Here is a 24,919-nt window from a genome sequence, read left to right on the forward strand (position 1 = left end):
TGCTAAAAAAATAAATAAAACTGTATTGGATATGCAAACATAAAGCACAAAGCTAAATTTTTAATTCTTTTGGAATTGTGATTTGCGGAGGAAGCGGTTTATTTATAATATCCTTTATAATCGACGATATCTGGGCCAAACAGCCAATACTGTCTACTTCAATAATTTTTAATACACTTCGAGGCATATCACCATATTCTGCTTCGAAAGGATCTTGAACAATACAAATTCCTCCACAACTTTTAATTGCATACATGCCCGCAGTACCATCATCCAACATACCTGTCAATATAATTCCTATGGTCTGATTTGTGTAATGCACTGCTGCAGAACAAAAAAGGATATCAATCGAAGGATGATATCTATTTTCTGCTGTTTCCTGATTCAATACCATACGATCCCCATTTACCTTCAATTGGTGTCCAGGTGGAGCTATATAAATTTTTCCTCTTTCAATCTTCATTTTATTAGATGCAACTGTGCAATTTAATGTTGTCTTTCTTTGAAATATTTTTGCAATATTATCTGCATTTGATTTTTTCGAAAGATGAATTACAACTATAATCGCTGCATCAATTGTTTCTGGCAAACCTTCTATCACTTTTGCAATTGCTGGAATACCGCCGGCGGATGCTCCAACTAGTATTAGATTTTTTATTCGATTAATCATTATCTTGCAATTAACTTCTAAAATGTTAAATGTATTACGATAAAACAAATTTACGTCCTTTTCTATAAATTCATTATATTAATACGTACTATATCACTTGTAATGAAACTTTTATCGGTAAACTTTTCTCGAAAAGTAAAATAATGATAGATATCTTTATGGAAGCTTCCATAAAAAACTGGCAAGTCAATTTTTTTTCCAGAAAATGTGTTAACAAATACTTATTGATAATATTAGGGTACCTTGCGGTAATTAAAAATACAATCACCGCAAAAATGCGGTGAATATGTATATACATCATAAAAAAAAGGATGGCCTATTTTTAAATGGGATTCAGCAGAAATTACAGTACATCAAGTATTAATCACTGTAAAAATTGTGAACATGGTAGTAATTTATAGTTAAGAAAAAAGTATGAATAATCAGCCATTTTTACTATTTAAAACCAAAATTTACTATAGAAATCATTTATCCCTTTTTGACTTATTAGGTTACCCTATTCTTAGAGTTGTAACATTTATTTGCTTACATTTATAAGATGAAAGCAATTCCGGACGAAAATAATTATATAGTTGTAGTGGGTACATCAGCAGGAGGCATGAAAGCCTTGATAAAGTTAGTAGAACAGCTTCCAAAAGATTTTCCTGCTCCCATTTTAATTGTTCAGCATATCTCAGCTGATGCAACAGGAGATGCATTGCTGAATTCACTCAATAAAATTGGAAAACTCAAATGTATTCATGCCAAGCATGGAAATCATATTGAATCGGGTTATATTTATTTTGCCCCTTCCGATCATCATCTTATGGTTGAAAAGGATGGTTCCCTTCTGGTAACCAAAGGAGCACAGGAAAATCGATCACGCCCTGCAATCGACCCTCTGTTCAGATCTGCAGCGGCTTCTTTTGGAAACAAGACAATTGGGATACTTTTAACGGGGTATCTCGACGACGGTACCGCCGGGATTATTACGATCCAAAGGTGTGGAGGTATCAGCATAATTCAGGATCCTGCAGATGCTGATTATCCTGATATGCCTACAAATGCATTGAATCAAATGAAGCCGGACTATTGTGTACCCATAACAGAGATGGGAGGTATTCTTTCAACTCTCATGATAAGAAAAAGCACTAAGCAGTTAACAATTCCAGAAGACATAGTAAAAGAAGTTAAAATTGCCCAGCGTGTATTAAGCGATCTGCCTTCTGTTAATTCTCTTGGAGAACAGGTCCCTTTTAACTGCCCGGGCTGTGGAGGTGTTTTATGGAAAATGGACAAGGGTCCAGCTCTAAGATATCGGTGTCATACCGGTCACTCATATACTGCTGCTGCCTTACTGGCTGAGCAAACTGAAAAAATTGAAGAAACAATGTGGACTGCACTTAGAATGTTTGAAGAAAGAAAAAATCTTCTCACCACTATTGCAAATGGTCAAAAAGGTGCAATGGCAAATTCTGCCAATGAAAGGGCAAAAATGTCACAGGTTCACATCGACAGGATAAGGGCTATTTTACTCACCGATGATAAATCAAGTATCAGTGACTCTCCTATATAATAATTTTGATCTACTGCACTATTACAGCTAGAGGAGAAATGGCGCCAATTGAAAACAATTGGCACCTTTTTTTTATTATAACCTTACTAATTTATTAGTCTAAAGAGCCGCAGTATACTATGTTTTATTGCATCAGTATAAAAACGTGCGTATTTCGTAAAGCTGAAAGACAGGTTCCAGTGTTTAGGTTCTTCATCGATTTTCTACTTCTGCAGCCGTAAAACCTATTTGTTTTTGTGAAAGAATTGTGACATATGGTATTAGGACTCTCCGGCAGCCCTAGCCCCGATAGCAGTGAAAATCCTTTTGTGCCGGTGTTCGGTACAAAAGATTGGAACGTATAGCGGGAAAAAGCTCCAAAAAAATAATATTAAACCTAAAAAATATTTAATTCAATTGACGATGCTAATCACTAAAATTAGATTCCGCAAACCATTCCTAATACCCGATTAATTCTACCTCCCTGATTACCTGATAGCTATTTTATAAATACAAACCATTATTCTGTAAAAAAAAGTGCTGCTATTCTTTTTAAATTTGACAAAAGACTAAGAACAAAAGACAAAGGACAAAGGACAAAATAAGACAAGCAAGGCCATACCAAACCTGCCCCGCGACACCCCTTTAAAAAAACAACAGCAATAATTTAATTTAAAAATAAAATGACAAATTCAGATACAACGGAAAATGACCCTCAGGATGACAGGAATTTTCAAAACGCAAATACAGCCCCACAAAGTAGCGATCCCAACAGCAACCCCTATGATTCAGAGAATCTGGACCATGAATCAGACAGCGCGTCCAAAGATATAACCGAGAAGGACATTGAAGAGGATCTTCTGCATAATGATCCCTCTGAAGGGTTTGAAACTGATATGGATACCCAAAAGGATGATGAGGCTGAAAGTGACAAATTTCAAACCATTGAACCTGGTCAGGATAATCCTGTTCAGAAGGAATTCGAAATTGGGGGACTTGGCAATGAAGAGCTTAAAGAAGATGAACTTACCAGGGATGAAACAGGTGATGGAGCACTGCACAATTATAAACCTTCTCAGCGAAAATTCTAATAAAAAAGCGCCTCTTTCATTGAAAAGGGCGCTTTATTTGTAATGCTTTTTACAGGCTAATTAATTCAATTCTCTGCCTTTACTTAAAAATAGATATACTGTCCTCAAGCTGCTCTCTGGCAATAAATGCAGTGATAAATTCTTGTACTTTACCAGCCGTTCCAATTTCAATATCAAAAGAATTGATGTGAAATTCATCATCCTGATCCAGAATATGTATGATCTCTGTGTAACCCTTTGAGATCAGGCTTCCTTTTAATTTAATAATATTAGACTGCTGCCTGCTGTCCAGTTCTTTTCGAACCTTAAGCTTCATCCCCTTTTCCATTGCAATTAATTTAAATAATATTGATGCTGTTTGATATCAAATATAAAAATTATTTAATGATATCTAATTCAAGATTCAATAAAATATATTAATACTTTCATTACCAATCCTAGCGGGAATAAGCTTGTTATTTCAGAAAACACGACAGCTTTATTCTAATTATTGTGGATTAAAAAGACAAAAAAAAATCCCATTATGTTCTAATGGGACTTATAAAGTAAGAGGCATATATAAATTGAATATTAAAGTTTTTAATTTTAAGTATTCCTATTTATTCGGGTTATACATCTTCATAACGAAGAAACTTTGGGCGTAGTATATACCTTCCTTAAATTAGTTCTCAGGATTCTCCATCCTGCTGATGATTTTATTAACCTCCGCTTCTGTGTTTTTAAGCTTGGTCTGGCAGAACTCAATAAGCTCTGATGCCCTTTTGACTTTAGAAGCCAACTGGTCAACTGATATTTCTTCGTTTTCTATTTCTTTTGAAATGGCTGTCAGCTCGGACAAGGCCGCCTCATAGGTTAGTATCTCTTCCATCGTATTGTATTTTTTCTTTAACGGTACTTTTTAGTTTAGCGTCTTTTAGGATCACTTCTATCTCATCACCAGCCTGAATGTTTTCTGCACTGCTGATAATTTTTTCATTTACCTTGACAATTGCATAGCCTTTGCGTAGGATATTATGCGGGGACATCATCTGAATACTTTTCTGGTGGTAGTCCAAAGTGACCTTCTCCCGGCGAATATACTCACTCGTTATATTCTTTATACTATTTTTTATATTCACTAAATCATTTTTTTTCTGCTGAAACAGCATTCTCGGACTTTGTGCCAGCTGATGTACAGCGAGGATAAGTGTCTTTTGATGACCATACAAAATGCCTTTTGAACTGCTGATAATTCGCTGATTGGTTCGCGTTAGCTCTTCTCCGTGCATCTGTATCAACTCCTTTGCATTACGGGAAATAACGTTCTTAAGCTCGCTTAACTCCTTGTAATGGACATGAAAAAGCTGCTGTGATTTTATGACAATATTTTGCTGCAGCGAGAGGATTCCAAGCTCAAAACTTCGGTTATGGGCAATAATAAACTCAGCCGCCTTGGTCGGAGTTTTGGTATTTGTATGGGCCATCAGGTCCGTTATACTGACATTTTTCTGGTGTCCTATACCCGTTATAACCGGAATGGGAAACTTGGCCACTGCCCTTCCGATATTATAGTTGTCAAAAATCAAAAAATCAGACTGTGAGCCTCCGCCCCTGTTAATTACAACGGCATCGTATAGGATTCCCGTATTATAGATTTCTATGAGTTTATTTAAGAAAAGTTTGGCGTTGTTATCGCCCTGCACAACGGTATAATAATCATCAATCTGAAAAACATACCCAAAATTATTATGCTGCATCGTATGGCGGAAATCCTCGTTCCCTGCCGAGCTGCTCGAAGATATTACGGCCACTCTTTGAATTACGGCAGGAAGCTGTAGCCTGCTGTTATACGTCGAGTAACCATCTCCTTCTTTTTGGATATAATCATTTTCTCTCACCAGGCGCTCAAGGGTAGCATTTCGTTGCTGCTCGAGTATTCCCAGCATAAAATTACTGTCTATATCCAAAACGCTCACAGACAAACCATACAAAGGGTGATAATCCACGCTTACCTGAACCAGGACATGAAGGTTGTTGGTAAAGGTTTGTCCTGTATTTTTTTCAAACTCCCCAATACGAATAGCTCCTCCTCCCCATGATTTTCCCATCATCTTAGCGGTTATGGCGTTTCCGTTCTGCGCCTTCTCCACGAGCTCAAAATAATGAATCTTTTTATCGGCTTTAAAGGAATGATTAGTGATATCGGCCAGTACCCAGAAACGTTGTCCTTCAAAACGCGAATTAATCGTGTCATGGATCATATCATTTAGCGCTGATAGTCTGATATAGGGGTGGGGTTCCATTGATCGGGATTTCTTACTGCCTGCTAAGGTACTAATATTAGACCGGAATCTCAAAAAGGCTTAAAAAAGACAGTCCCCTTTTGAAGACAAACCTATACCAGATCCACTTGCCAGAAATCAATTTTCCGCTATAATTTTTTTTATTAAAACAGATTATCTTTATTTTTGATTTCCCTGCAAATGTAGAAATTTGCAATAAACCTACTTATTAAATCCTTAATAATGAAAGAACATCTAGAAATGGAAAAACAGCTTGCCGCAAAGGAAGCTGTAAAATTTATTAAAGACAATCAAATTGTGGGTTTGGGAACCGGCTCTACCGCTTATTACGCTATCGTAGAAATTGGCATATTGATAAGTAGTGGTCTAAAAATTAAAGCTGTACCTACATCTACTAAAACTTCAAACCTTGCAAAATCTTTAAACATTCCTTTGATCGATATAAACGAGGTCACCTCAATTGACATTACTATCGACGGGACAGACGAATTCACGAGTGATCTGGATCTGATAAAAGGAGGCGGCGGCGCGTTATATCAGGAAAAGATAGTTGCCTTGAAATCTAAAAAATTAATAATTATTGCTGACTCTTCAAAGAAAGTTGATATCCTTGGTAAATTTAAACTTCCTATTGAGGTAGAGATAAACTCTTTTGATTATGTTTTAAACCAAATTATTGCTATAAATGGAGAGGGCGAAATTCGTATGGCACCCAGCAGTCCTTACAAAACTGATCAGGGAAATTATATTATTGACGCTGATTTCGGACTGATAAACAATCCCGCTCAGCTTTCCAATAAACTTAGTCAGATAGAAGGGATAATCGGACATGGTTTATTTATTAATTTGGCAGACAGAGTAATAATGGGTTACAACGACTCAACTATAACATATTTTCACAAATCGAGTTTACTATAATTTTGACATAAAAATCAGCAAATAGTTTACAAAGAAATTTCGCCAGCTTATTCGGCGGAAAAAACACATAATTAAATGGACTATAAGTTACGAAAGTTCAATATTGCGAATTTCACTTCCAGAAATTAAATTTCTATTTTTTAAGTGTATTAAATACAATTGAGGTACAATTCAGATAAAATCTGAACAAGTATATTTATAGTCGTAATCAAAAGAATTTCATAAAGTAAGCCTGAAAATTTTAGGACTCAAAGTTTTGTGGCAACATCGTGGCACAGGAATGTTTTGAAAAACAAAAAGTTACTTTCGCTTCCAGAAATTAAATTTCCATTTTTGAATAAAAAAAAGGTATTTGAGGTACAATTAAGATACAAATAGAATACAATTAAGACAGGATCATTATAAAATAAGCAGATGTGAAAAGTTCTATTTTATTATTATAACTCTGCGATCAGCTCAATCATGTCAAGCTTTATAAGCTCCCAGTACCTCCCCCTTAGACAGAGTGGCTCGAAATCATTGTCTGCCTGCGAAAAGTCAGTGAATTTCTCAATGAGCAGACTGCGGTCATGAGTGTAAGGATATCTTTGTTCATGCAGGGCAAACATCTGCATAATGCTGAAATCTTCTTTCAGTATGTCGATATCCCAAAAATCTTTTTTTCTGCCCGTACGCTGCACTACATCAAGCTTCATAGCTGTAATCTCAGATCTACTAGCCAATCTGAGTGTGTTGAATAACTTTACCTCATCGATAAACGTATCTGTATAATACAAATCCAGCTTTACACTTTCCTCAGCATTTCTGCCCACATAGTAAGACTTCCCCATTCCCACCGGAGAAATATCTAGACTGTCCACATAAAAATAATTTATTCTTAAGTAATCATCTATTGCCTTAAAATCAAGACTTCCATAATCAGCATCACTGAAAAGATCAATATCTACAGACATTCTTTGTCCATAATACAGGCTCAGCGCAGTGCCGCCGACAAGACGAAAAGATTGAAATTCTTCTGCCTGCATCAAATCCTCAAGAATATTTCGCAATAGCGGGGTAACGGTGTTAAAATGTAAGGGCATTAGTTAGTTCTTTTGACATCATTAATAGCATCACTTCCATAGAATCGAATGATTTCTTCTCTTTCAATCTCATTCCCTCTTTCGAAAATCCGCTGGATAACAGCTTTTCTTTGTTTTTGCCAGTCAATTTTACTCATGTCAGTGTCCCAAAAAAGTATCTTTCTTATCTTACTTAAATCAGGCTTCTGAGCAGTTTTATTTCTATTTAATTTCTTTTTCTGCTGTTCAATATCATAATATACCTGCAGGGTCATTAGATACCCTTCCTCCAGAGAAAGTGAATTTTCAATCTTCATGGCAAGGGGTATATTCATTCTGCGCTTTCCTTTTGTTATAGCCGTCAGCGTCTGGGGAAATTCACCAAGTGAAATAGCAAATTGTCCCTTGCTTAGCATGCGTTTTTTAAGTTCACGCTCCAGCACAAATCCAGGATGAATTCCTTTTATAATATTTAATATACTTTTCATAATTGCAAAAATAAACAATTTTGTTTACACGGTTATGTTAAAGAGTGTATTTTAACGAAAATTATTGTATGGTGATTTAATAAATCCCGACAAAAACGATCTAAAAAACTAAAACCTAACACCGTAATGCTCCGGATTACTGTGCTCGCAGTTTCCCGGAACATCATGATTGCAGAAAAAAACAGTTTCCACATGCGATAGGAAATGGAACCACGACACGATCCCCTCTTTTCAGATGGGTGACACCCGCTACCACCTCTTCTACGATACCCATAAATTCATGGCCAAGCACCATTGGTTTGGGCTGTGGCAAACCACCGGAATAAATGTGAAGGTCAGATCCGCAGATCGCCGTCGAGGTAACTTTTAAGATAATATCGTCCTGCTCTTTTAATTTAGGATCATCTACTGTATCGTACTGTACAGATCCAGGTCCGTGAATGACTGCTACCTTCATAGTTATTTTTTTTAGTTAATAGAAAGCTAAATAACTAAAAAATCAGTTTTTAATTTTACATTATTCAGGTAAAAACTTACAAATAACACAACTGGAAATCCTATAAAAACTGTTTCTAAAACTGTAAAAGGCAGCGCTTTGCAATTTTATAGCTTTGATAATTCTTAAATAAAATACTCATGAATTCCTCTGAAAATAAAATTAAAAGTTCCACTATCACTTCAGGCGAGAACATATCGTTTTGGATAGATACTACCTCTATCATTTCTTTCCATAAGCCCGATAAGGATATTACAGCCGAAGTGCTTCTTATTGGTGGAGGTATTGCTGGTTTAACAACTGCCTATAAATTATTGCAGGAAGGAAAAAAAGTAGTCCTTGTAGAAGATGGTTTTATTGGTAGCGGAGAAACAGGCCGTACCACCGCACATTTAACCTGCGCGCTTGATGACCGCTATTACTTTTTGGAAGAAACCTTTGGGGAAGATGCTGCAAAACTTGCTGCAGAAAGCCACAGGGCTGCAATCGACGAAATTGAGCAAATCGTTACAACATTGAATATAGACTGTTCCTTTAAAAGAGTCAACGGTTATTTATTGCTTGATTCAACTGATAAAGAAGAAAACCTGGATAAGGAATTTAAAGCCACACAAAAGGCGGGTTTAGCAACTTCCATTTTGCAGGGAACTCCGTCTGTTGCAAATGGTGAAAATCAGAGATGCCTGGTGTTTCATGAACAGGCGCAATTTCATATACTGCATTATCTAAAAGGACTCGCTGATGCTATTATTACTCTTGGTGGAATTATTTACACCGAAGCCCATGCCGAAGAAATAACCAAAAAAGGTGCAAAAGTGAATGGCTATACTTTTTCTGCAGATCAAATAGTGGTTGCTACCAATACTCCTGTTAATGATATAATGACCATGCATACCAAACAGCATGCTTACAGAACTTATGTGATTGCAGGTAAAATTCCAAAAGATACACTGCCTTATTCACTTTGGTGGGATACCGGCGATCAGGAATCCAAATGGGTTTCCCAGCCGTATCATTACGTACGCCTTGAAGAATATGATGAACACTATGATCTATTGATTTCAGGAGGAGAAGATCATAAAACCGGCCAGGCAGATGAGGAACATATTTCGAAAATGGAACGCTACGACAGACTGGAATCCTGGACACGTAATTATTTCCCAATGCTAGAAGATGACCTTATATACAAATGGTCAGGACAGGTAATGGAACCTGTGGATTCACTTGGCTTTATGGGAAAAAATCCGGGTGACGATAACATTTACATCATAACAGGAGATTCCGGCAACGGAATGACACATGCCACCATCGGGGCATTGATTATCTCCGACAGCATCACAGGCATTAAAAATAAATTGGAGGATCTGTACAGTCCTTCAAGAATTACTTTAAAAACAACCAGGGATTTTATAAAAGAAGCGGGTAATATGGCTTCGCAATATCTGGACTGGATAAAAGGATCTGATTTAAAAAACACGGCAGATTTACAGATGGGAGACGGTGGTGTACTTTCGTCAGGATTAAAAAGAATTGCCGTTTACCGTGATTATGATAATACCTTAAAAGCTTTTTCGGCAGTATGTCCACATTTAGGATGCATTGTTCAATGGAACGGAGATGAAAAATCGTTTGACTGTCCTTGTCACGGGTCGCGATTTGACACTGAAGGAACAGTAATCAACGGACCCTCGCAAACCGACTTACCAAAAATCCATATCAAATAAAAAATATGAAAGCTATTATACTATTAGGAACCTTAAAAAATAAAGGCCGCTCCAATACAGAAGCGCTTGTTGAATTTCTTGGCCAGTATCTTACCAAACAGAATATCGAATTTGAAATCATAAGACTGGCGAATCAGGAAATTGTTCCGGGCACTTACACACATATGAGTACCAAGGATGACTGGCCGGAAATTTATAATAAAATCCTTGAGGCAAAAATTCTATTGTTTGCAACACCTATCTGGTGGAACAATCATTCCTCTGAACTTCAAAGGTGCATCGAGCGCCTTGACGAAGTATATGATATTATTCTCCAAGGAAAAGATTCTCCCCTGGATGGTAAAATTGGTGGCGTTATCGTAACGGGCGATTCGGACGGAGTGGAACATATTACCGGAAACATTGCAAATTTCTTCTGCAGTATCGGGGTAACCGTTCCTCCCTACTCTTCACTTGGCGTAATATGGGAAGGTCATGCAAAGGGCTCCAAAAAAACCAAGGCACAGCTACAGAAATACTACCAGCGTAACTACGCTAAAGACGCACAGGCCATGGCCGAATCATTGAAAAAAACAGCTAAATAATTGAAGTTGAGAAACGAACTTAATTTTTTTTTAATATGATACAGAAAATTGAAACATCAGACAATGTCGTGGCTTTCAGGGCTGTTGGTGAAGTAACGGCTCAAGATTACAAAACAGTGATAGCACCAGCGGTAAAAGCATTAGTTGAAGAGATTAATGAGATTAATTTTTTGTTTTTAATTGACAGTGAACTTGAGAATTTTACTGCTACTGCCTGGCTGGAGGATGCCATGATGGGGCTCCGAAATCTTGGAAAATGGAATCGTGCAGCTATAGTAACTGATTCTGACAAAGCAATTTCATTTACCAATGGATTCAGTTACATCGTCCCGGGGGAATTTCGAGGTTATAAAAAAGAAAAAATCAAGGAAGCATTAAGCTGGGTTCAGGGAAGTGAAATACCTGTTATGAATACAAAGGAAATAGCTAGCGAACCCTATATTGATCCTGATGACCTGGGTGAAGAAAATTTATCTAATGGCTATTCAGATGCCGATGATATAGATTACAATTATAAAGCATAATTCGCATAAAAATTAAGATTTAGAACGGCTGTCTATTTAAAATAAGTGACTGTTTCAAAAACGCTAAAAAGAATTAGATTATAATGCCGTATAATAGTGCTTATAATTGTCTGATCGCAGTTTCTTAAAAAAAGACACAATTTAAAAACTCAAATACTTTTTATCATGGATGTTAAAAAAGCAATATCACGACGTTCCGCGCTAACAGGCATGGGGGCAGTATTGGCAACTGCAGCAATTAATCCTGCTCTGGCCAGTAGTTTAAATACAGATGAAAACAACCTGTTTAATGGATCCGAAGATCCTGCCACGAAATATCCAAGACCGCCTTTTAAGGAACAAAAACAACCTTGGCCGGGTCTTGTAAGTAAAATGGATCCACGACCTGATCACGGCGAGAAAAGTTATAAAGGCAGCGGAAGACTAAAGGGACGCAAGGCTCTCATCACAGGAGGTGATTCCGGAATGGGCAGGGCTGCAGCTATCGCCTATGCCAGAGAAGGCGCTGATGTTGCTATAAATTATTATCCTACTGAAGAAGAAGATGCAAAGGAGGTCATCCAGCTGATAAAAGCCGAAGGACGCAAAGCTGTAGCCATTCCTGGTGATTTGCGCGATGAGGCATTCTGTAAGTCATTAGTAGATCAGGCAGTAAAGGCGTTGGGAGGACTTGATATAGTAGTCAATAATGCTGCCAGACAGCAGACTCATGCTTCAATTCTGGATATTTCAACAGAGGATTTCGACGCTACAATGAAAACCAATATTTACGCTCCTTTCTGGATTATCAAGGCCGCCCTTCCCCACTTGCAGCCAGGTTCTTCAATCATAGGTACAAGTTCAGTACAGGCCTATGCTCCAACCGAGGATTTGTATGCTTATGCCCAGACAAAAGCCGCTACTACTAATTATATCAAATCGCTGGCCAAACAGCTGGCTCCAAAAGGAATCAGGGTTAATGGTGTTGCTCCAGGCCCCATATGGACACCTCTTCAGGTAAGCGGCGGAGCAACAATGGAAAAACTGAAAGAATTTGGCTCGCAGACACCTATGGGAAGACCCGGACAGCCGGCCGAACTTGCTTCTATTTATGTGCAGCTTGCAGCTAATGATGCCAGCTACGCTACAGGTCAGATTTATGGGGCAAGCGGTGGTGAAGGTAATCCATAAAAATACAATCATTTAAAGAGATATGATATTGATCGTATACAAAGTCCATATCAGGGTAGCTTTAAATTTAAAGCCTGCAATAAAGTGCCTCTGTAGTTGCAATTACATAGGTTTTTATTTTAATATCCTGTTAGATTGCGATCCCTTAAATCAAATAACGCTATGGAAGATATATTTTTTAAAGATTGGAAAAGCATAGGACATGTTGTTCTTGCTACAGTAATTGCATTTATTACCTTGTTTTTTTTCTTAAGAATTTCAGGTAAACGAACCCTCGCGAAACTTAATGCCTTTGACTTTGTTGTAACTGTAGCTTTGGGATCTACCTTATCCTATATGATGCTGGCCATGGTTCCTTTAACGGAAGGCGCTATTGTTTTGTTCCTCATTATTATATTACAATATATTTTTGCCTTGACCGCCCGTTCGTCACGAAAAATGGAAAAGCTTATTAATGCAGTGCCCAGCCTTATATTTTACAATGGTGAATTTATAGAGAAAACAATGGCGAAAGAAGCCATAACCAAAGGTGAAATATTTTCAACGATCAGGAACTCGGGAATTGACCAAATAGACGAAGTAAAGGCTGTAGTTATGGAACTTAATGGCCAAATTACAGTTGTAAAAAAATCAATTGGCAGAGGATGCAGCTCATTAGATGATATTACATCAAACAATACTTTTAATCACATGAATGGTATATAAATTCATTTTGATTTTATATTCGAAAACTGGTTGTTCCGTTTCATTTTTTTTAAATTGGATTGTCATCAATAAAAGCTACAACTGTACTTTCTGGACGAGTTTGTAAATCCATTTTAAATTGTGCTATTACTTCGACCATATTTTTATTGCAGAGATTGAAATATACGTAATACCAAAACTTCGGCAATGACGAAAATGTTATAAAAGGTAAAAAAAATTATGTAAATAAAAAAGTCATGTTATTTCTGAAATTTGCTGTAAATCAGCTTAATTATGAATATATTTTTTCGAACTTATGGCTTATTCCTATATTTCTTAGCGCTTTCTCTGGGAACGCTAATGGTGAGTCATTTCATTTTTAGTGAATAGCACCATAAGGTATGTCAAAATGAATATTCAAACTGATTCTTTTTTCATTATTTACTGGACTTTACATTAATATAAACTAAAATTCTCTTATATGCATACAGTTACAGCGTGGAGCACGACTGCTCAGGCAGATATTGAAAATAGCGAAATACTTTTAGAAAGAAAAATTCTTGATTATACCTATCAATTTTACAATACAGGCGATTCGCTCTGGATTGTGGCACTTATGCCCGAAAACGGAAAAATAGCTTTTCGTACGGCATTTGCAATGAACAGCTGTTTTGAAGTTGTCAATCTTTTTGACGACGACGATACCACTGTTTTTGTACTCGATTCCAGATTGGGAAGTTATGAGGTTCGCGTTAATTTTCCGGATAAATCTTCCCCTCTCTTGCATTATACGACCACTTTTAAGGCAAATATTCCATTGATGATTCCGTTTTGGCCACGAGATATAATTCCGCTAACAGAAAATGGAACTATCGAAAACACTAGTGGAAAAATTCATATGGAACAATTCGGATCCCGATCCGGATTAATATTTGCAAGCATTACAAAACCAAAAACAGGATCGTTTTTTTATTTTCAAAACCTTACCTCACTATCTGAATATTGTGAGGCAACCGAAACGGAATCGAAAAATACAGTTGGCGGAAACTGGCCTGAAATTGGATTTCAGCTTCCAATCACTGATAAATTGCCGCTTCCTGCAGATAAAACTTTCACAATATCAGACGCTTATATACTATTAGAAAATGAAATAGTAGAAGAAACATTGGCGATCTGTGAGCACTTTTTAAATAATCTGGTGAAGATCTATAAAGTGCTGCAACAGCCAAGAATTGAATATCACAACTGGCCGGAAATCGCTCAAAATGTTTTAAGAGATTTATCTCAAAACAAAGGCGCTTGGACACAAAAAAACGGAATTCCGTATTTAAATGCTTATTTGTGCGATTATGAAACGCCTGCAGAAAGTATGGTTCAGCTCGCTGTATTGTCTCCATATAATGAATATGAGAAATGGAACGGCGAAAAACATTCGCTTTACGACGATTTAATTAACGGATTACCTGCTTTTTACGATCCAAAAATAAATTGTATAAACCGATGGCTTCCCGCACTTGCCGACAAATTGGATAACTCCGAAGAACAAAAAAAAGAAATGGTGATGGATTCCTGGTATCTGCATCATCCTTTAATGAATTTGGCAAGACTGGCTTTACACGGAGACAAAACAGCCAAAAAACTATTATTAGATTCTATTGATTATGCTATAAAAATTGCCCACCATTTTAAATACGAATGGCCGGTATTTTATGATATGGAAACGCTTAAAATAATCAAAAAAGAAACAGCGCCTGGCAAAGGCGGAGAAAGAGATGTTGCAGGTGCTTACGCCCATTTAATGCTGCTTGTTCTTAAAGTTACCAAAGAAAAACGCTATTTAAACGAAGCAGAAAAAGCGGCAAAAAAACTAATATTACTGGGCGTTGAGATTTTGTATCAGGCTAATAACACGGCTTTTGCGGCCGGAGCATTATTAGAATTGTATAAAATCACGAATAAAAAATTATATCTGGAGATCAGTTATACCTGTCTCAGCGGATTATTTAAAAATATACAGCTTTACGATTGCAGATACGGTTTTGGTAAAAATTACACCAATTTCTTTTCGATATTTCCACTTAATGATGCGCCTTATACGGCTGCATATGAGGAATTAGAAGTTTATGCCGCTTTATCAGAATATTTAATTCAGGCGAAAGATGTTGCTATTTTACCTTCTTTAAAAACCCTAATCCCTGAATTTATTAAATACGCGGTGAATAGAATTGCCTATTATTATCCGCCGTTGCTGCCAAAAGAAATGCTTACAGAAGAAGTAAAAACAGGAGAATTGCAGCCTGATTTGTGGGTTCCTCTGGAGGATTTATACAATGGATGGGAACAAAGTGGTCAGGTTGGTCAGGAAGTTTATGGCGCCGGAATGGCTTTTGGAATTGTACCTAGACAATACATCAAAATCAACGAAGCCTTTTTGATTTTTATCGATTATCCCCATGAATTTACAAAAAGAGGAAAATCAGTTACTATACATCTCGATGGTGATAAAGACATGAGCTGCAATTTGAAAATTTTAAAAGTGGCAGACAGCAAAATTGAAATGAAGGTTTTACAGGAAAATGAAATACTGAAACCACACAAAAAAAACCTGAAAATGCACGAATATGAAATTTCTGGTCAGAGCTCAGTAAAAATTGAATGGTAATATTTACTAATAAATACAAACAAAATAATGGAACAATTAACAAATTACTTTGGACAAAATATTAAAGATAAACGAATTGTAATAACCGGCGGAACTACCGGAATAGGAAAAGCAATCGCCGATTTATTAGTATCTCTTGGCGGACGCGTTCTTATTTTTGGAAGAGATCATGAAGATTTCAAAAACGCCGTTGCCGATATTAAACAGCAATTTCCGAACAGTCAAGTTTATGGCACTCCGGCCGACGTTAGCAAAAAGGAAGACATTGCAAAAATCATGGAAATTGTAGATAATGAACTAGGCGGAATTGATATTCTAATCAACAACGCAGCCTTATCTGCCGAAGGAATCACAAAAAGCACTTATGAAGATTATCAATATGTTATTGATACTAACATCACCGGTTATCTCGCCTTTTGTCAAGAAGCTTCATCAAGAATGAAAATTCAAAAATCAGGTCACATCATCAACATTGGATCTATGAGTGCAGAAAGCCGTGAAGCAACCAGTACAATTTATGTGGCAACAAAATCAGCGATACGAGGTTTTAGCACTTCGCTTCGTAAAGAGTTAAATCCGCTTGGAATTAAAGTTTCGCTAATTGAACCCGGAGCTGTAACCAGCGATATGCAAAAAAGTTCGAAAGCAGAACAGCAGGAAAAAATAGAAAAACTGGAAATGCTTAAAGCAGAAGATATTGCAATGAGCATCTTATTTTGTTTGTCTCAGCCAAAGCGATGCGATATTGTAACGATGCAGATACGTCCGCATCTGCAGATCATTTAATTGCGATCTCGTAGTAAATATTAACCGTAATTACGTTATTATTTAAACGGTAAGATACAATTTTCTGAGTACACCTATATGTGCCCATTTCTTGGTGAGGATGTGAAAGCCCCATAAATAAACGGCTTCAAAGCAAGGTTCTGGATGTAGACTGGAAAAATTGGTCAGTCAGACCATATACTATCGATACAATTTGACCAGTAGTTTCGGAATGCGTTGATCAACATTATTCAATTTAAATTGATCATCATAATGTTGAATTAATTCTAGTTTAAATTGTTGTTAGTTAGGATCTAATGTTTTGTTTGTCATATTATAAAGTTCTACTAAATATATGACAAATTTAAACCGAATTAAGATGGTCATTTCATTTCGATAGTATATGGTCAATTGAACTGATTTTTCCAGAGTAGTTCTATTCATCTCCTTTTAGTACTATAGAATGATTAATCCAATTGTATTAAGCCCAATACCCAAATCAGCTGTATGCGGAAGAAATATTAATGCAGACAATTGACCAGGTTGTGAAAATTGTTGTTGAAAGTATAGCGAGCCCGTAATAATAAAACGTTGACAAAGAAAATCTCACAATCAAAACAATAATTTTGCTTGTGAGATTTTTTTAAACTAAAATTAGTTTAAGATCCTAAAATTGAACCCGTATTCTTAAACCGGAATATAAATATTAAACTTCACTCCTTCCATCGGAACACCGGATGCCGTAATAAAACCGTTGTGGTTTTCAACAATTTTCTTTACGATCGCCAAACCAATTCCCGTTCCTTCATAAATATCCCGCCCGTGTAATTTCTGAAAAACACCAAATATTTTTTCGTTATGCTGTGATTCAAATCCGATTCCGTTATCCTCAAAAGAAATATGACAGTACTCTTGCTGCGGGGATAGCATTTGATTTTCGAATGTTGCTCCGTCAGCGATAATACTTTTAATGGTGATTTGCAACGGCGTATCTTTTTTGGCAAATTTGATGGCATTGCTCAATAAATTTTCCATTAACTGCACAAACTGAAATGGAATAACATCAATTTTTCCGTGAAAATCTGTTTCTATCGTGACTTTCTTTTCTGTAATATTTTCGAGTAAAGCTTCCTTTACATCGGCAAAAACAATATTCAGATCCGTGCTTACAAATTTTCGATCTACAATATTGGTTCTCGAGAAGGTCAGCAAGCTATTAATCAATTCCCTCATTCTTGTTGTCGAATACAAAATCCGGTCAAATTTAAGCTTTCCGTCTGTCGAAAGATTAGGATATTCGTTAGTCAGAATAACATTTGTAAAAGTTTGTATTTTACGCAATGGTTCCTGCAAATCATGACTCGAGATATAGGTGAATGCATCGAGTTCCATGTTTTTGTTCTTCAGTTCTGCTGCATGTTTTTCGATTGCTGCATATTGCGCTGCCAGCGTTTTATTCGCTTTTAAAATGATTTCGTTTAAGGCATTGGTTTCTTCTTCTTTAAAACGCAGTTCCAGGTTTTTCTTATACAATTCCGTAAAAACTAATACCTTTGCCCGTAAAATTTCCTTAGACAACGGTTTGATCATATAGTCAACCGCTCCTGACTGATATCCTTTAAAAATATATTCAGTCGTATTCATATTGGCGGTCAGAAATATAATCGGTACATGTTTTAGTTTGTCACTTTGGCGAATCATTTCTGCCGTTTCAAAACCATCCATTAAAGGCATCTGAACATCCATTAAAATAATGGCAAAATCCTGATTTTTTAAAAGTATCCTAAGCGCGTCCTTGCCTGAAGACGCTTCAACAAACTGATAACCAAGATTGGCTAAAATAACCTGCAATGATAATAAATTTTCTTTTTTATCATCAACAAGTAATATTTTAACGGGATGTTCTGCTATTCTGTTTTCCATCTGTTATCTAATTATTATTTAAGCCAAACCCGCATTAACGAAGATAGTTGTTCAACATTAACCGGTTTTGTCATATAATCGGACGCACCCGATTCTATACAACGCTGTCTGTCGCCTTTCATTGCTTTTGCCGTAACGGCTATAATAGTAAGATCTTTGTGTCTGGCATCACTTCTTATGTTTTTCATCGTCTCATAACCGTCCATTTCAGGCATCATGATATCCATAAGCACAATATCTATCGCTTCATCTACATTAAGTAAATTAATTGCTTCCTGACCGCTTTCTGCACTAATTACAACCAGACCATAACGTTCCAGAGCTGTAGTAAGTGCAAATAAATTTCGAACATCATCATCGACAAGCAATACTTTTCTACCCAGCAAAACATCTTCCTTCAAATAAAAAGATTCGATACGTTCTTTCATTTCCTCCGGAAGTTCCTTGTGAACCCTGTGCATAAATAAAGCTGTCTGATCGACTAATTCATCCAGCGAATTTACGGATTTGGTTATAATACTATGCGCAAATCGATTTAATCTGGCGCGTTGTTTTTTAGTTACATCTCCGGCAGAATGAATAATAAGTGCCGTTTCCTGACCTGCAATATTATTTTCCAGATCGCTTAAAAGATCCAGTCCATCTGCATCCGGCAATACTAAATCTAAAATAATACAATCAAAAGAATATTCTCGCAGCAAATTCACCGCTTCCTGCGCATTCTGAGCGCTATAGAGTTTGATATCGTCTCCTTTTACTGCCTCAACTATTCTCTGAAGATCTGATTCATTATCATCGACAATCAGAAGATTTTTGGCTTTCTTATTTTTGAAATCATGAATATCATTAAAAAGATAGGTTAACGAATCATTTTTAACGGGTTTCAGCAGAAAATTTCTCGCACCCCGTTTCAGGCCCTTATTTCGCTCGTCCTCACCAGAAATAATATAAACCGGAATATGACGTAAATTGAAATCGGTTTTCAATCGGTCTAATATTTTCCAGCCGCTTGTGTCTGGCATATTAAGGTCCATTGTAATGGCATGCGGATGAAACTGATTGATAAAATCAATTACATCATTCCCTTTAGTAGTCACAATGGCTTTAATATCGTGCTGATGTGCCTGATCGAGCATTATTTTGGCAAAAGTCAGATTATCTTCTGCAATCAATAGTACTTTATCTTCGGGTTTGATATCTGTTCTGTCATCGCCGACTTCATCGACAAAGAACAAATCAATATCAGAACGGTTAAATCCGTTTGCCGGCATTGATTTCAAACGGCTTTTCAGTGGCGCGCTTCCCTCTATTTCGCCCACTATTTCAATATCTTCTACTTCCTCTATAAAAATATATTTCAGAGGCAGGAACAGGGTAAATTTACTTCCCACATTGGTTTCACTTTCCAGTTCGATACTTCCGTTTAATAAATCAGACAGTCCACGGCTAATGGATAATCCCAGACCCGTTCCGCCATACTTTCTGCTGGTTGACCCCTCGGCTTGCTGAAACGCCTCAAATATAATATTTTGCTTCTCTTTTGAAATACCGATTCCGGTATCTGAAATTTCGAAAGCAACGACTGCTTCTGCCATTTCAAGATTGGCATTTTTTGTTTTCCAATTCTTATTTGCTTTATATATTTTAAAGGAAACTTCTCCTTTTTCAGTAAACTTAAACGAGTTCGATAAAAGGTTTTTAAGAATCTGATTTAGCCTTTGCGAATCTGTTTCCATTAATTCCGGCAGGTTTTCGTCCATTTCAATTTTGAATCGTAAGTGTTTCGCGGCAGAAATTGGGTTGAAAGTTGAGGCTACAAATCGGCTGATTTCAACAAAACTAATCGGATTATATTCAACAGAAATATAACCGGATTCAATTTTTGAAAGATCCAGGATATCATTAATCAGCTGGATAAGGTCATCTCCGCAGGAATTGATCGTTTTGGCAAATTGAATCTGCTGTTCCGATAAATTTCCGTCACGATTCGCAATTAATTCGTTGGCGAGAATCTGCAAACTGTTCAGTGGCGTTCTAAGCTCGTGCGACATATTTGCCAGGAACTCCGATTTGTATTTGGAAGTCAGCGTAAGCTGATCGGCTTTTTCCTCCAATGCTTTTCTCGCTACCTCAACCTCCTGGTTTTTAAGTTCTACTTCTTCTTTTTGGTTCGCCAGTAAGAATGCTTTTTCTTCCAGTTCTTCGTTCGTATTTTTCAGTACTTCCTGCTGACTTTTAAGCTCTCCTGCCAACGATTGGGATTGCACCAAAAGCTCTTCTGTTCTGGAGTTCGATTCGATTGTATTCAGTACAATTCCTATACTTTCTGTTAATCCTTCGAGAAAATCCAAATGCGTCTGGCTAAAAGTATCGAGCGATGCCAGTTCGATGACCGCTTTCAGCTGCCCTTCAAAAAGTACCGGCAGAATGATGACATCTTTTGGTTTGGCATCTCCCAGTCCCGAATTGATTCTGATATAATCTTTGGGAACATTACTTAAAATAATTCGTTCTTTTTCTACCGCAACCTGTCCGATCAATCCTTCCCCCATTGCATACTGCGTAGGCGAATTTTTTCGTTTAATGTAAGCATAAGAAGCGATCAGGTTTAATTTGGAATCCATGAATTGTTCATCTTCCTGAAGGATATAAAACAATCCGTGTTGAGCAGTTACAACGGTTGCAAGCTCTGACAGGATTTTTTTGGTTACGGAATTCAATTCCTTTTGTCCCTGAAGCATTTGGGTAAATTTCGCCAAATTTGATTTCAGCCAGTCTTGTTCCTGATTACGCAATGTTGTTGCTTTCAGGTTCGAAATCATCTGGTTGATGGTATCTTTTAATGCCTCAACCTCACCTTTTGCTTCAACACCAATCGTTCGCGTTAAATCTCCTTGCGTTACCGCAGAAGCCACCTCAGAAATCGCACGTACCTGCGTGGTCAGATTCGCTGCTAGCTGATTTACGTTTTCTGTTAAGTTTTTCCAGGTTCCCGAAGCTCCCGGCACATTGGCCTGACCTCCCAGTTTTCCCTCTGCTCCAACCTCACGGGCAACCGTAGTTACCTGATCTGAGAAGGTTGCCAGTGTATCAATCATTTCGTTGATGGTATCGGTAAGTTGTGCAACCTCTCCTTTGGCATCAATCGATAGTTTTTGTTTTAGATTTCCTTTTGCTACAGATGTTACAACTTTTGCAATTCCACGTACTTGTGACGTTAAATTCGAAGCCATCAGGTTAACCGAATCGGTTAAATCTTTCCAGGTTCCGGCAACACCTTTTACTTCAGATTGTCCGCCCAGTTTTCCTTCTGTACCCACCTCACGCGCCACACGAGTTACCTCTGATGAAAACGAATTCAGCTGTTCTACCATCGTATTGAAGGTATTTTTCAAGTCAAGAATTTCTCCTTTTACGTCTACGGTAATTTGTTTCGAAAGGTCGCCATTTGCTACCGCTTTTGTTACATCGGCAATATTACGTACCTGACCGGTTAAGTTCGATGCCATCTGGTTCACCGAATCCGTTAAATCTTTCCAGGTTCCGGCTACTCCCGGCACGAAGGCTTGTCCTCCCAGTTTTCCGTCGGTACCCACCTCACGCGCCACACGAGTTACCTCTGATGCGAAGGCACGCAGCTGATCCACCATTGTATTTACAGTTTCTTTCAATTGAAGAATCTCTCCACGAACGTCGGCCGTAATTTTTTTCGACATATCCCCGTTCGCAACCGCAATAGTTACTTCGGCAATATTACGAACCTGGGTGGTTAAGTTACCCGCCATCTGGTTAACGGAATCTGTTAAATCCTTCCAGGTTCCCGCAACTCCCGGTACATTCGCCTGACCTCCCAGTTTTCCTTCGGTACCTACCTCACGAGCCACACGGGTTACTTCGGAGGCAAATTCACGAAGCTGATCCACCATGGTATTTAAGGTTTCTTTCAACTGTAGAATTTCCCCACGAACGTCTACTGTAATTTTTCGGGACATATCGCCATTAGCCACCGCAATCGCTACATCGGCAATATTACGTACCTGAGCGGTTAAGTTACCTGCCATCTGGTTCACCGAATCTGTTAAATCTTTCCAGGTTCCCGCAACTCCCGGCACATTGGCCTGACCTCCCAGTTTTCCTTCGGTTCCCACCTCTCTGGAAACCCTTGTTACCTCCGAGGCAAAACCCCGAAGCTGATCCACCATCGTATTAATTGTATTCTTAAGTTCGAGGATTTCTCCTTTTACATCCACCGTAATCTGAAGGGATAAATCGCCTTTTGCCACAGCTGTGGTAACCTCGGCAATGTTACGAACCTGACCCGTTAAGTTAGAAGCCATCTGATTTACCGAATCGGTTAAATCTTTCCAGGTTCCACCAACACCTTCTACCTGCGCCTGACCTCCCAGTTTTCCTTCCGTTCCAACTTCACGCGCCACACGGGTTACCTCAGAGGCAAAAGAGTTTAGCTGGCCTACCATCGTATTAATGGTGTTTTTAAGCTCTAAAATCTCTCCTTTTGTATCTACTGTAATCTGACGCGATAAATCTCCTTTTGCTACCGCAGTCGTCACCTCAGCGATATTACGTACCTGACCCGTTAAGTTAGAAGCCATTTGGTTTACAGAATCCGTTAAATCTTTCCAGGTTCCTCCAACTCCTTTTACTTTTGCCTGACCTCCCAGTTTTCCTTCTGTTCCTACCTCAAGTGCCACACGAGTTACCTCAGACGAGAATGAGTTCAGCTGATCCACCATGGTATTAATGGTTTTCTTCAACTCCAGGATTTCTCCTTCGGCTACAGCCGTAATCTTTTTAGAAAGGTCACCATTTGCTACGGCGGTTGTTACCTCGGCAATATTACGTACCTGACCGGTTAAGTTCGATGCCATTTGGTTAACGGAATCTGTTAAATCCTTCCAGGTTCCCCCAACTCCTTTTACTTTGGCCTGACCTCCCAGTTTTCCTTCTGAACCTACCTCACGTGCCACACGAGTTACCTCGGCACCAAAGGAGTTCAGCTGATCCACCATAGTGTTAATTGTATTTTTAAGCTCCAGGATTTCTCCAGCAACGTTTACTGTAATTTTTTTAGATAAATCTCCTTTTGCTACCGCTGTAGTTACTTCTGCAATATTACGTACCTGGCCTGTTAAATTGGAGGCCATCTGATTTACCGAATCGGTTAAATCCTTCCACACTCCACCAACTCCTCTCACTTTTGCCTGACCTCCCAACTTTCCTTCTGATCCTACCTCTACCGCCACACGCGTAACTTCAGAAGAAAAAGAGTTCAGCTGATCCACCATTGTGTTAATGGTATTTTTAAGTTCCAGGATTTCTCCTTTTACATCAACGGTAATTTTTTTCGATAAATCTCCCTTTGCTACGGCAGTGGTTACATCGGCAATATTTCGTACCTGACCTGTTAAGTTCGAGGCCATTTGATTTACCGAATCGGTTAAATCTTTCCAGGTTCCCCCAACTCCTTTTACCTGGGCCTGACCTCCCAGTTTTCCTTCGGTTCCTACTTCTCTCGCTACACGGGTAACTTCGGAAGAAAAAGAGTTCAGCTGATCCACCATCGTATTGATGGTATTTTTAAGTTCGAGGATTTCTCCTTTTACGTCAACAGTAATTTTCTTTGATAAATCTCCTTTTGCTACAGCGGTTGTTACATCAGCAATATTTCGTACTTGGCCTGTTAAGTTCGAGGCCATTTTATTTACGGAGTCGGTCAAATCTTTCCAAACTCCGCCAACTCCTCTTACTTTTGCCTGACCTCCAAGTTTCCCTTCCGTACCTACCTCACGTGCCACACGGGTCACTTCCATAGAAAATAAATTCAGCTGTTTTACCATTCCGTTAACCTCTTTGGCGATTCTTAAAAATTCTCCCTGAAGCGGATTTCCTTCAATCGAAAGCGGCATTTCCTGTGACAGATTTCCTTTTGCCACCGAGGTAATTACGTGTGCAATCTCAATGGTAGGATGCACCAGATCTGAAATAAGGGTGTTTACCGAATCAACACAAGAACTCCAGGAACCTCTTGCACCATCCAGGGCTACCCTATTGGTCAATTTTCCCTGTTTACCAATGCTTTTCCCTACTTTCTGAAATTCAAAAACCATTCTTTCGTTAAGATCTATGATTTCATTCAAAGTGTCGCAAATAGAGCGTTTGACTCCGCTTTGATCGGTTGGAAAACGCTGGGTAAAATTACCATTTTTGACTTTTATTAAAATCTTTAAAAATTCTGCATCTGTCAAAACAGATTCTTCGAACTCTACGTGTGTGTTTTTCATAATTCTTTATAGCATGAATTAAAAATATTTTATATTTTTTA

Annotated in this window: 19 protein-coding genes; 10 read left to right on the top strand and 9 right to left on the bottom strand. The window is 37.9% G+C overall.

Annotated features, from left to right (window positions below; translation table 11 throughout):
• Positions 1 to 52 precede the first annotated feature (52 nt).
• Positions 53 to 670 (bottom strand): chemotaxis protein CheB, encoded by a 618-nt coding sequence (locus tag HAV12_RS12975; RefSeq protein WP_171570023.1) that lies wholly within the window; start codon positions 668 to 670, stop codon positions 53 to 55.
• A gap of 538 nt (positions 671 to 1,208) precedes the next feature.
• Between HAV12_RS12975 and HAV12_RS12980 the strand changes: the two genes are divergently transcribed.
• Positions 1,209 to 2,225 carry a chemotaxis protein CheB gene (locus HAV12_RS12980; protein WP_171570024.1) on the top strand — a complete coding sequence of 339 codons (1,017 nt, stop codon included), beginning with the start codon at positions 1,209 to 1,211 and terminating at the stop codon, positions 2,223 to 2,225.
• A 662-nt stretch (positions 2,226 to 2,887) separates the two neighbouring features.
• Positions 2,888 to 3,295, top strand: coding sequence for a hypothetical protein (locus tag HAV12_RS12985; protein WP_171570025.1), 408 nt, complete (start codon positions 2,888 to 2,890; stop codon positions 3,293 to 3,295).
• Positions 3,296 to 3,374: 79 nt separating this feature from the next.
• Here the strand turns inward: HAV12_RS12985 and HAV12_RS12990 are convergent, their stop codons facing one another.
• From HAV12_RS12990 to xseA, 3 genes are all read right to left on the bottom strand, one after another.
• On the bottom strand, positions 3,375 to 3,623 hold the full coding sequence (locus HAV12_RS12990; RefSeq protein WP_171570026.1) for a hypothetical protein: 249 nt from the start codon (positions 3,621 to 3,623) through the stop codon (positions 3,375 to 3,377).
• 333 nt (positions 3,624 to 3,956) lie between these two features.
• Complete coding sequence (gene xseB, locus HAV12_RS12995) at positions 3,957 to 4,163, bottom strand: exodeoxyribonuclease VII small subunit (RefSeq protein WP_171570027.1); 207 nt, start codon at positions 4,161 to 4,163, stop codon at positions 3,957 to 3,959.
• The gene (gene xseA, locus HAV12_RS13000; RefSeq protein ID WP_171570028.1) at positions 4,141 to 5,577 is read right to left on the bottom strand and encodes an exodeoxyribonuclease VII large subunit; all 1,437 of its coding nucleotides are present in this window, start codon (positions 5,575 to 5,577) and stop codon (positions 4,141 to 4,143) included. The genes xseB and xseA overlap by 23 nt, the downstream gene beginning before the upstream one ends.
• A 222-nt stretch (positions 5,578 to 5,799) precedes the next feature.
• Here xseA and rpiA point away from each other — a divergent pair, with 222 nt between their 5' ends.
• Positions 5,800 to 6,495 (top strand): ribose-5-phosphate isomerase RpiA, encoded by a 696-nt coding sequence (gene rpiA, locus HAV12_RS13005; RefSeq protein WP_171570029.1) that lies wholly within the window; start codon positions 5,800 to 5,802, stop codon positions 6,493 to 6,495.
• A 437-nt stretch (positions 6,496 to 6,932) separates the two neighbouring features.
• On the opposite strand, the gene HAV12_RS13010 is transcribed toward rpiA, so the two are convergent.
• The 3 genes from HAV12_RS13010 to HAV12_RS13020 all read right to left on the bottom strand — a co-directional run bounded on the left by HAV12_RS13010 (position 6,933) and on the right by HAV12_RS13020 (position 8,501).
• The gene (locus HAV12_RS13010) at positions 6,933 to 7,577 is read right to left on the bottom strand and encodes a nucleotidyl transferase AbiEii/AbiGii toxin family protein (protein WP_171570030.1); all 645 of its coding nucleotides are present in this window, start codon (positions 7,575 to 7,577) and stop codon (positions 6,933 to 6,935) included.
• Positions 7,577 to 8,044: a plasmid maintenance system antidote protein gene (locus HAV12_RS13015; RefSeq protein WP_171570031.1), complete on the bottom strand. Its 468-nt coding sequence runs from the start codon at positions 8,042 to 8,044 to the stop codon at positions 7,577 to 7,579. Before HAV12_RS13015 ends, HAV12_RS13010 begins: the two co-directional genes overlap by 1 nt.
• Positions 8,045 to 8,207: 163 nt before the next feature.
• Positions 8,208 to 8,501: an alcohol dehydrogenase catalytic domain-containing protein gene (locus HAV12_RS13020; protein ID WP_240345156.1), complete on the bottom strand. Its 294-nt coding sequence runs from the start codon at positions 8,499 to 8,501 to the stop codon at positions 8,208 to 8,210.
• A gap of 179 nt (positions 8,502 to 8,680) precedes the next feature.
• Here HAV12_RS13020 and HAV12_RS13025 point away from each other — a divergent pair, with 179 nt between their 5' ends.
• The 7 genes from HAV12_RS13025 to HAV12_RS13055 all read left to right on the top strand — a co-directional run bounded on the left by HAV12_RS13025 (position 8,681) and on the right by HAV12_RS13055 (position 16,674).
• Positions 8,681 to 10,264 carry an FAD-dependent oxidoreductase gene (locus HAV12_RS13025; protein ID WP_171570032.1) on the top strand — a complete coding sequence of 528 codons (1,584 nt, stop codon included), beginning with the start codon at positions 8,681 to 8,683 and terminating at the stop codon, positions 10,262 to 10,264.
• Between the two features lie 5 nt (positions 10,265 to 10,269).
• On the top strand, positions 10,270 to 10,848 hold the full coding sequence (locus HAV12_RS13030; protein ID WP_171570033.1) for a flavodoxin family protein: 579 nt from the start codon (positions 10,270 to 10,272) through the stop codon (positions 10,846 to 10,848).
• Between the two features lie 35 nt (positions 10,849 to 10,883).
• The gene (locus tag HAV12_RS13035) at positions 10,884 to 11,372 is read left to right on the top strand and encodes an STAS/SEC14 domain-containing protein (RefSeq protein ID WP_171570034.1); all 489 of its coding nucleotides are present in this window, start codon (positions 10,884 to 10,886) and stop codon (positions 11,370 to 11,372) included.
• A gap of 165 nt (positions 11,373 to 11,537) precedes the next feature.
• Entirely contained in the window at positions 11,538 to 12,542 is a 1,005-nt protein-coding gene (locus HAV12_RS13040) for an SDR family oxidoreductase (protein ID WP_171570035.1), read from the top strand.
• Between the two features lie 162 nt (positions 12,543 to 12,704).
• Positions 12,705 to 13,247 (top strand): DUF421 domain-containing protein, encoded by a 543-nt coding sequence (locus tag HAV12_RS13045; protein ID WP_171570036.1) that lies wholly within the window; start codon positions 12,705 to 12,707, stop codon positions 13,245 to 13,247.
• Between the two features lie 460 nt (positions 13,248 to 13,707).
• Positions 13,708 to 15,888 (top strand): hypothetical protein, encoded by a 2,181-nt coding sequence (locus HAV12_RS13050; protein WP_171570037.1) that lies wholly within the window; start codon positions 13,708 to 13,710, stop codon positions 15,886 to 15,888.
• Positions 15,889 to 15,915: 27 nt separating this feature from the next.
• Entirely contained in the window at positions 15,916 to 16,674 is a 759-nt protein-coding gene (locus HAV12_RS13055) for an SDR family oxidoreductase (RefSeq protein WP_171570038.1), read from the top strand.
• Between the two features lie 666 nt (positions 16,675 to 17,340).
• Here HAV12_RS13055 and HAV12_RS13060 read toward each other — a convergent pair.
• Both HAV12_RS13060 and HAV12_RS13065 read right to left on the bottom strand, forming a co-directional pair.
• Positions 17,341 to 18,576 (bottom strand): hybrid sensor histidine kinase/response regulator, encoded by a 1,236-nt coding sequence (locus HAV12_RS13060; RefSeq protein ID WP_171570039.1) that lies wholly within the window; start codon positions 18,574 to 18,576, stop codon positions 17,341 to 17,343.
• Positions 18,577 to 18,590: 14 nt separating this feature from the next.
• A complete protein-coding gene (locus HAV12_RS13065) occupies positions 18,591 to 24,878 on the bottom strand; it encodes a HAMP domain-containing protein (protein ID WP_171570040.1) in 6,288 nt (2,095 codons plus the stop codon).
• Positions 24,879 to 24,919 lie beyond the last annotated feature (41 nt).

It is taken from the genome of Flavobacterium sp. CLA17, from assembly GCF_013112255.2.
In the GTDB taxonomy this organism is placed as follows: domain Bacteria; phylum Bacteroidota; class Bacteroidia; order Flavobacteriales; family Flavobacteriaceae; genus Flavobacterium; species Flavobacterium circumlabens.

Coding starts and splice junctions, on each gene's coding strand:
- HAV12_RS13040 (WP_171570035.1), top strand. CDS start 11,538: ATGGATGTTAAAAAAGCAATATCACGACGTTCCGCGCTAACAGGCATG.
- rpiA (WP_171570029.1), top strand. CDS start 5,800: ATGAAAGAACATCTAGAAATGGAAAAACAGCTTGCCGCAAAGGAAGCT.
- HAV12_RS13050 (WP_171570037.1), top strand. CDS start 13,708: ATGCATACAGTTACAGCGTGGAGCACGACTGCTCAGGCAGATATTGAA.
- xseB (WP_171570027.1), bottom strand. CDS start 4,163: ATGGAAGAGATACTAACCTATGAGGCGGCCTTGTCCGAGCTGACAGCC.
- xseA (WP_171570028.1), bottom strand. CDS start 5,577: ATGGAACCCCACCCCTATATCAGACTATCAGCGCTAAATGATATGATC.
- HAV12_RS12980 (WP_171570024.1), top strand. CDS start 1,209: ATGAAAGCAATTCCGGACGAAAATAATTATATAGTTGTAGTGGGTACA.
- HAV12_RS13015 (WP_171570031.1), bottom strand. CDS start 8,044: ATGAAAAGTATATTAAATATTATAAAAGGAATTCATCCTGGATTTGTG.
- HAV12_RS13065 (WP_171570040.1), bottom strand. CDS start 24,878: ATGAAAAACACACACGTAGAGTTCGAAGAATCTGTTTTGACAGATGCA.
- HAV12_RS13035 (WP_171570034.1), top strand. CDS start 10,884: ATGATACAGAAAATTGAAACATCAGACAATGTCGTGGCTTTCAGGGCT.
- HAV12_RS12985 (WP_171570025.1), top strand. CDS start 2,888: ATGACAAATTCAGATACAACGGAAAATGACCCTCAGGATGACAGGAAT.
- HAV12_RS12990 (WP_171570026.1), bottom strand. CDS start 3,623: ATGGAAAAGGGGATGAAGCTTAAGGTTCGAAAAGAACTGGACAGCAGG.
- HAV12_RS13060 (WP_171570039.1), bottom strand. CDS start 18,576: ATGGAAAACAGAATAGCAGAACATCCCGTTAAAATATTACTTGTTGAT.
- HAV12_RS12975 (WP_171570023.1), bottom strand. CDS start 670: ATGATTAATCGAATAAAAAATCTAATACTAGTTGGAGCATCCGCCGGC.
- HAV12_RS13020 (WP_240345156.1), bottom strand. CDS start 8,501: ATGAAGGTAGCAGTCATTCACGGACCTGGATCTGTACAGTACGATACA.
- HAV12_RS13025 (WP_171570032.1), top strand. CDS start 8,681: ATGAATTCCTCTGAAAATAAAATTAAAAGTTCCACTATCACTTCAGGC.
- HAV12_RS13030 (WP_171570033.1), top strand. CDS start 10,270: ATGAAAGCTATTATACTATTAGGAACCTTAAAAAATAAAGGCCGCTCC.
- HAV12_RS13045 (WP_171570036.1), top strand. CDS start 12,705: ATGGAAGATATATTTTTTAAAGATTGGAAAAGCATAGGACATGTTGTT.
- HAV12_RS13055 (WP_171570038.1), top strand. CDS start 15,916: ATGGAACAATTAACAAATTACTTTGGACAAAATATTAAAGATAAACGA.
- HAV12_RS13010 (WP_171570030.1), bottom strand. CDS start 7,577: ATGCCCTTACATTTTAACACCGTTACCCCGCTATTGCGAAATATTCTT.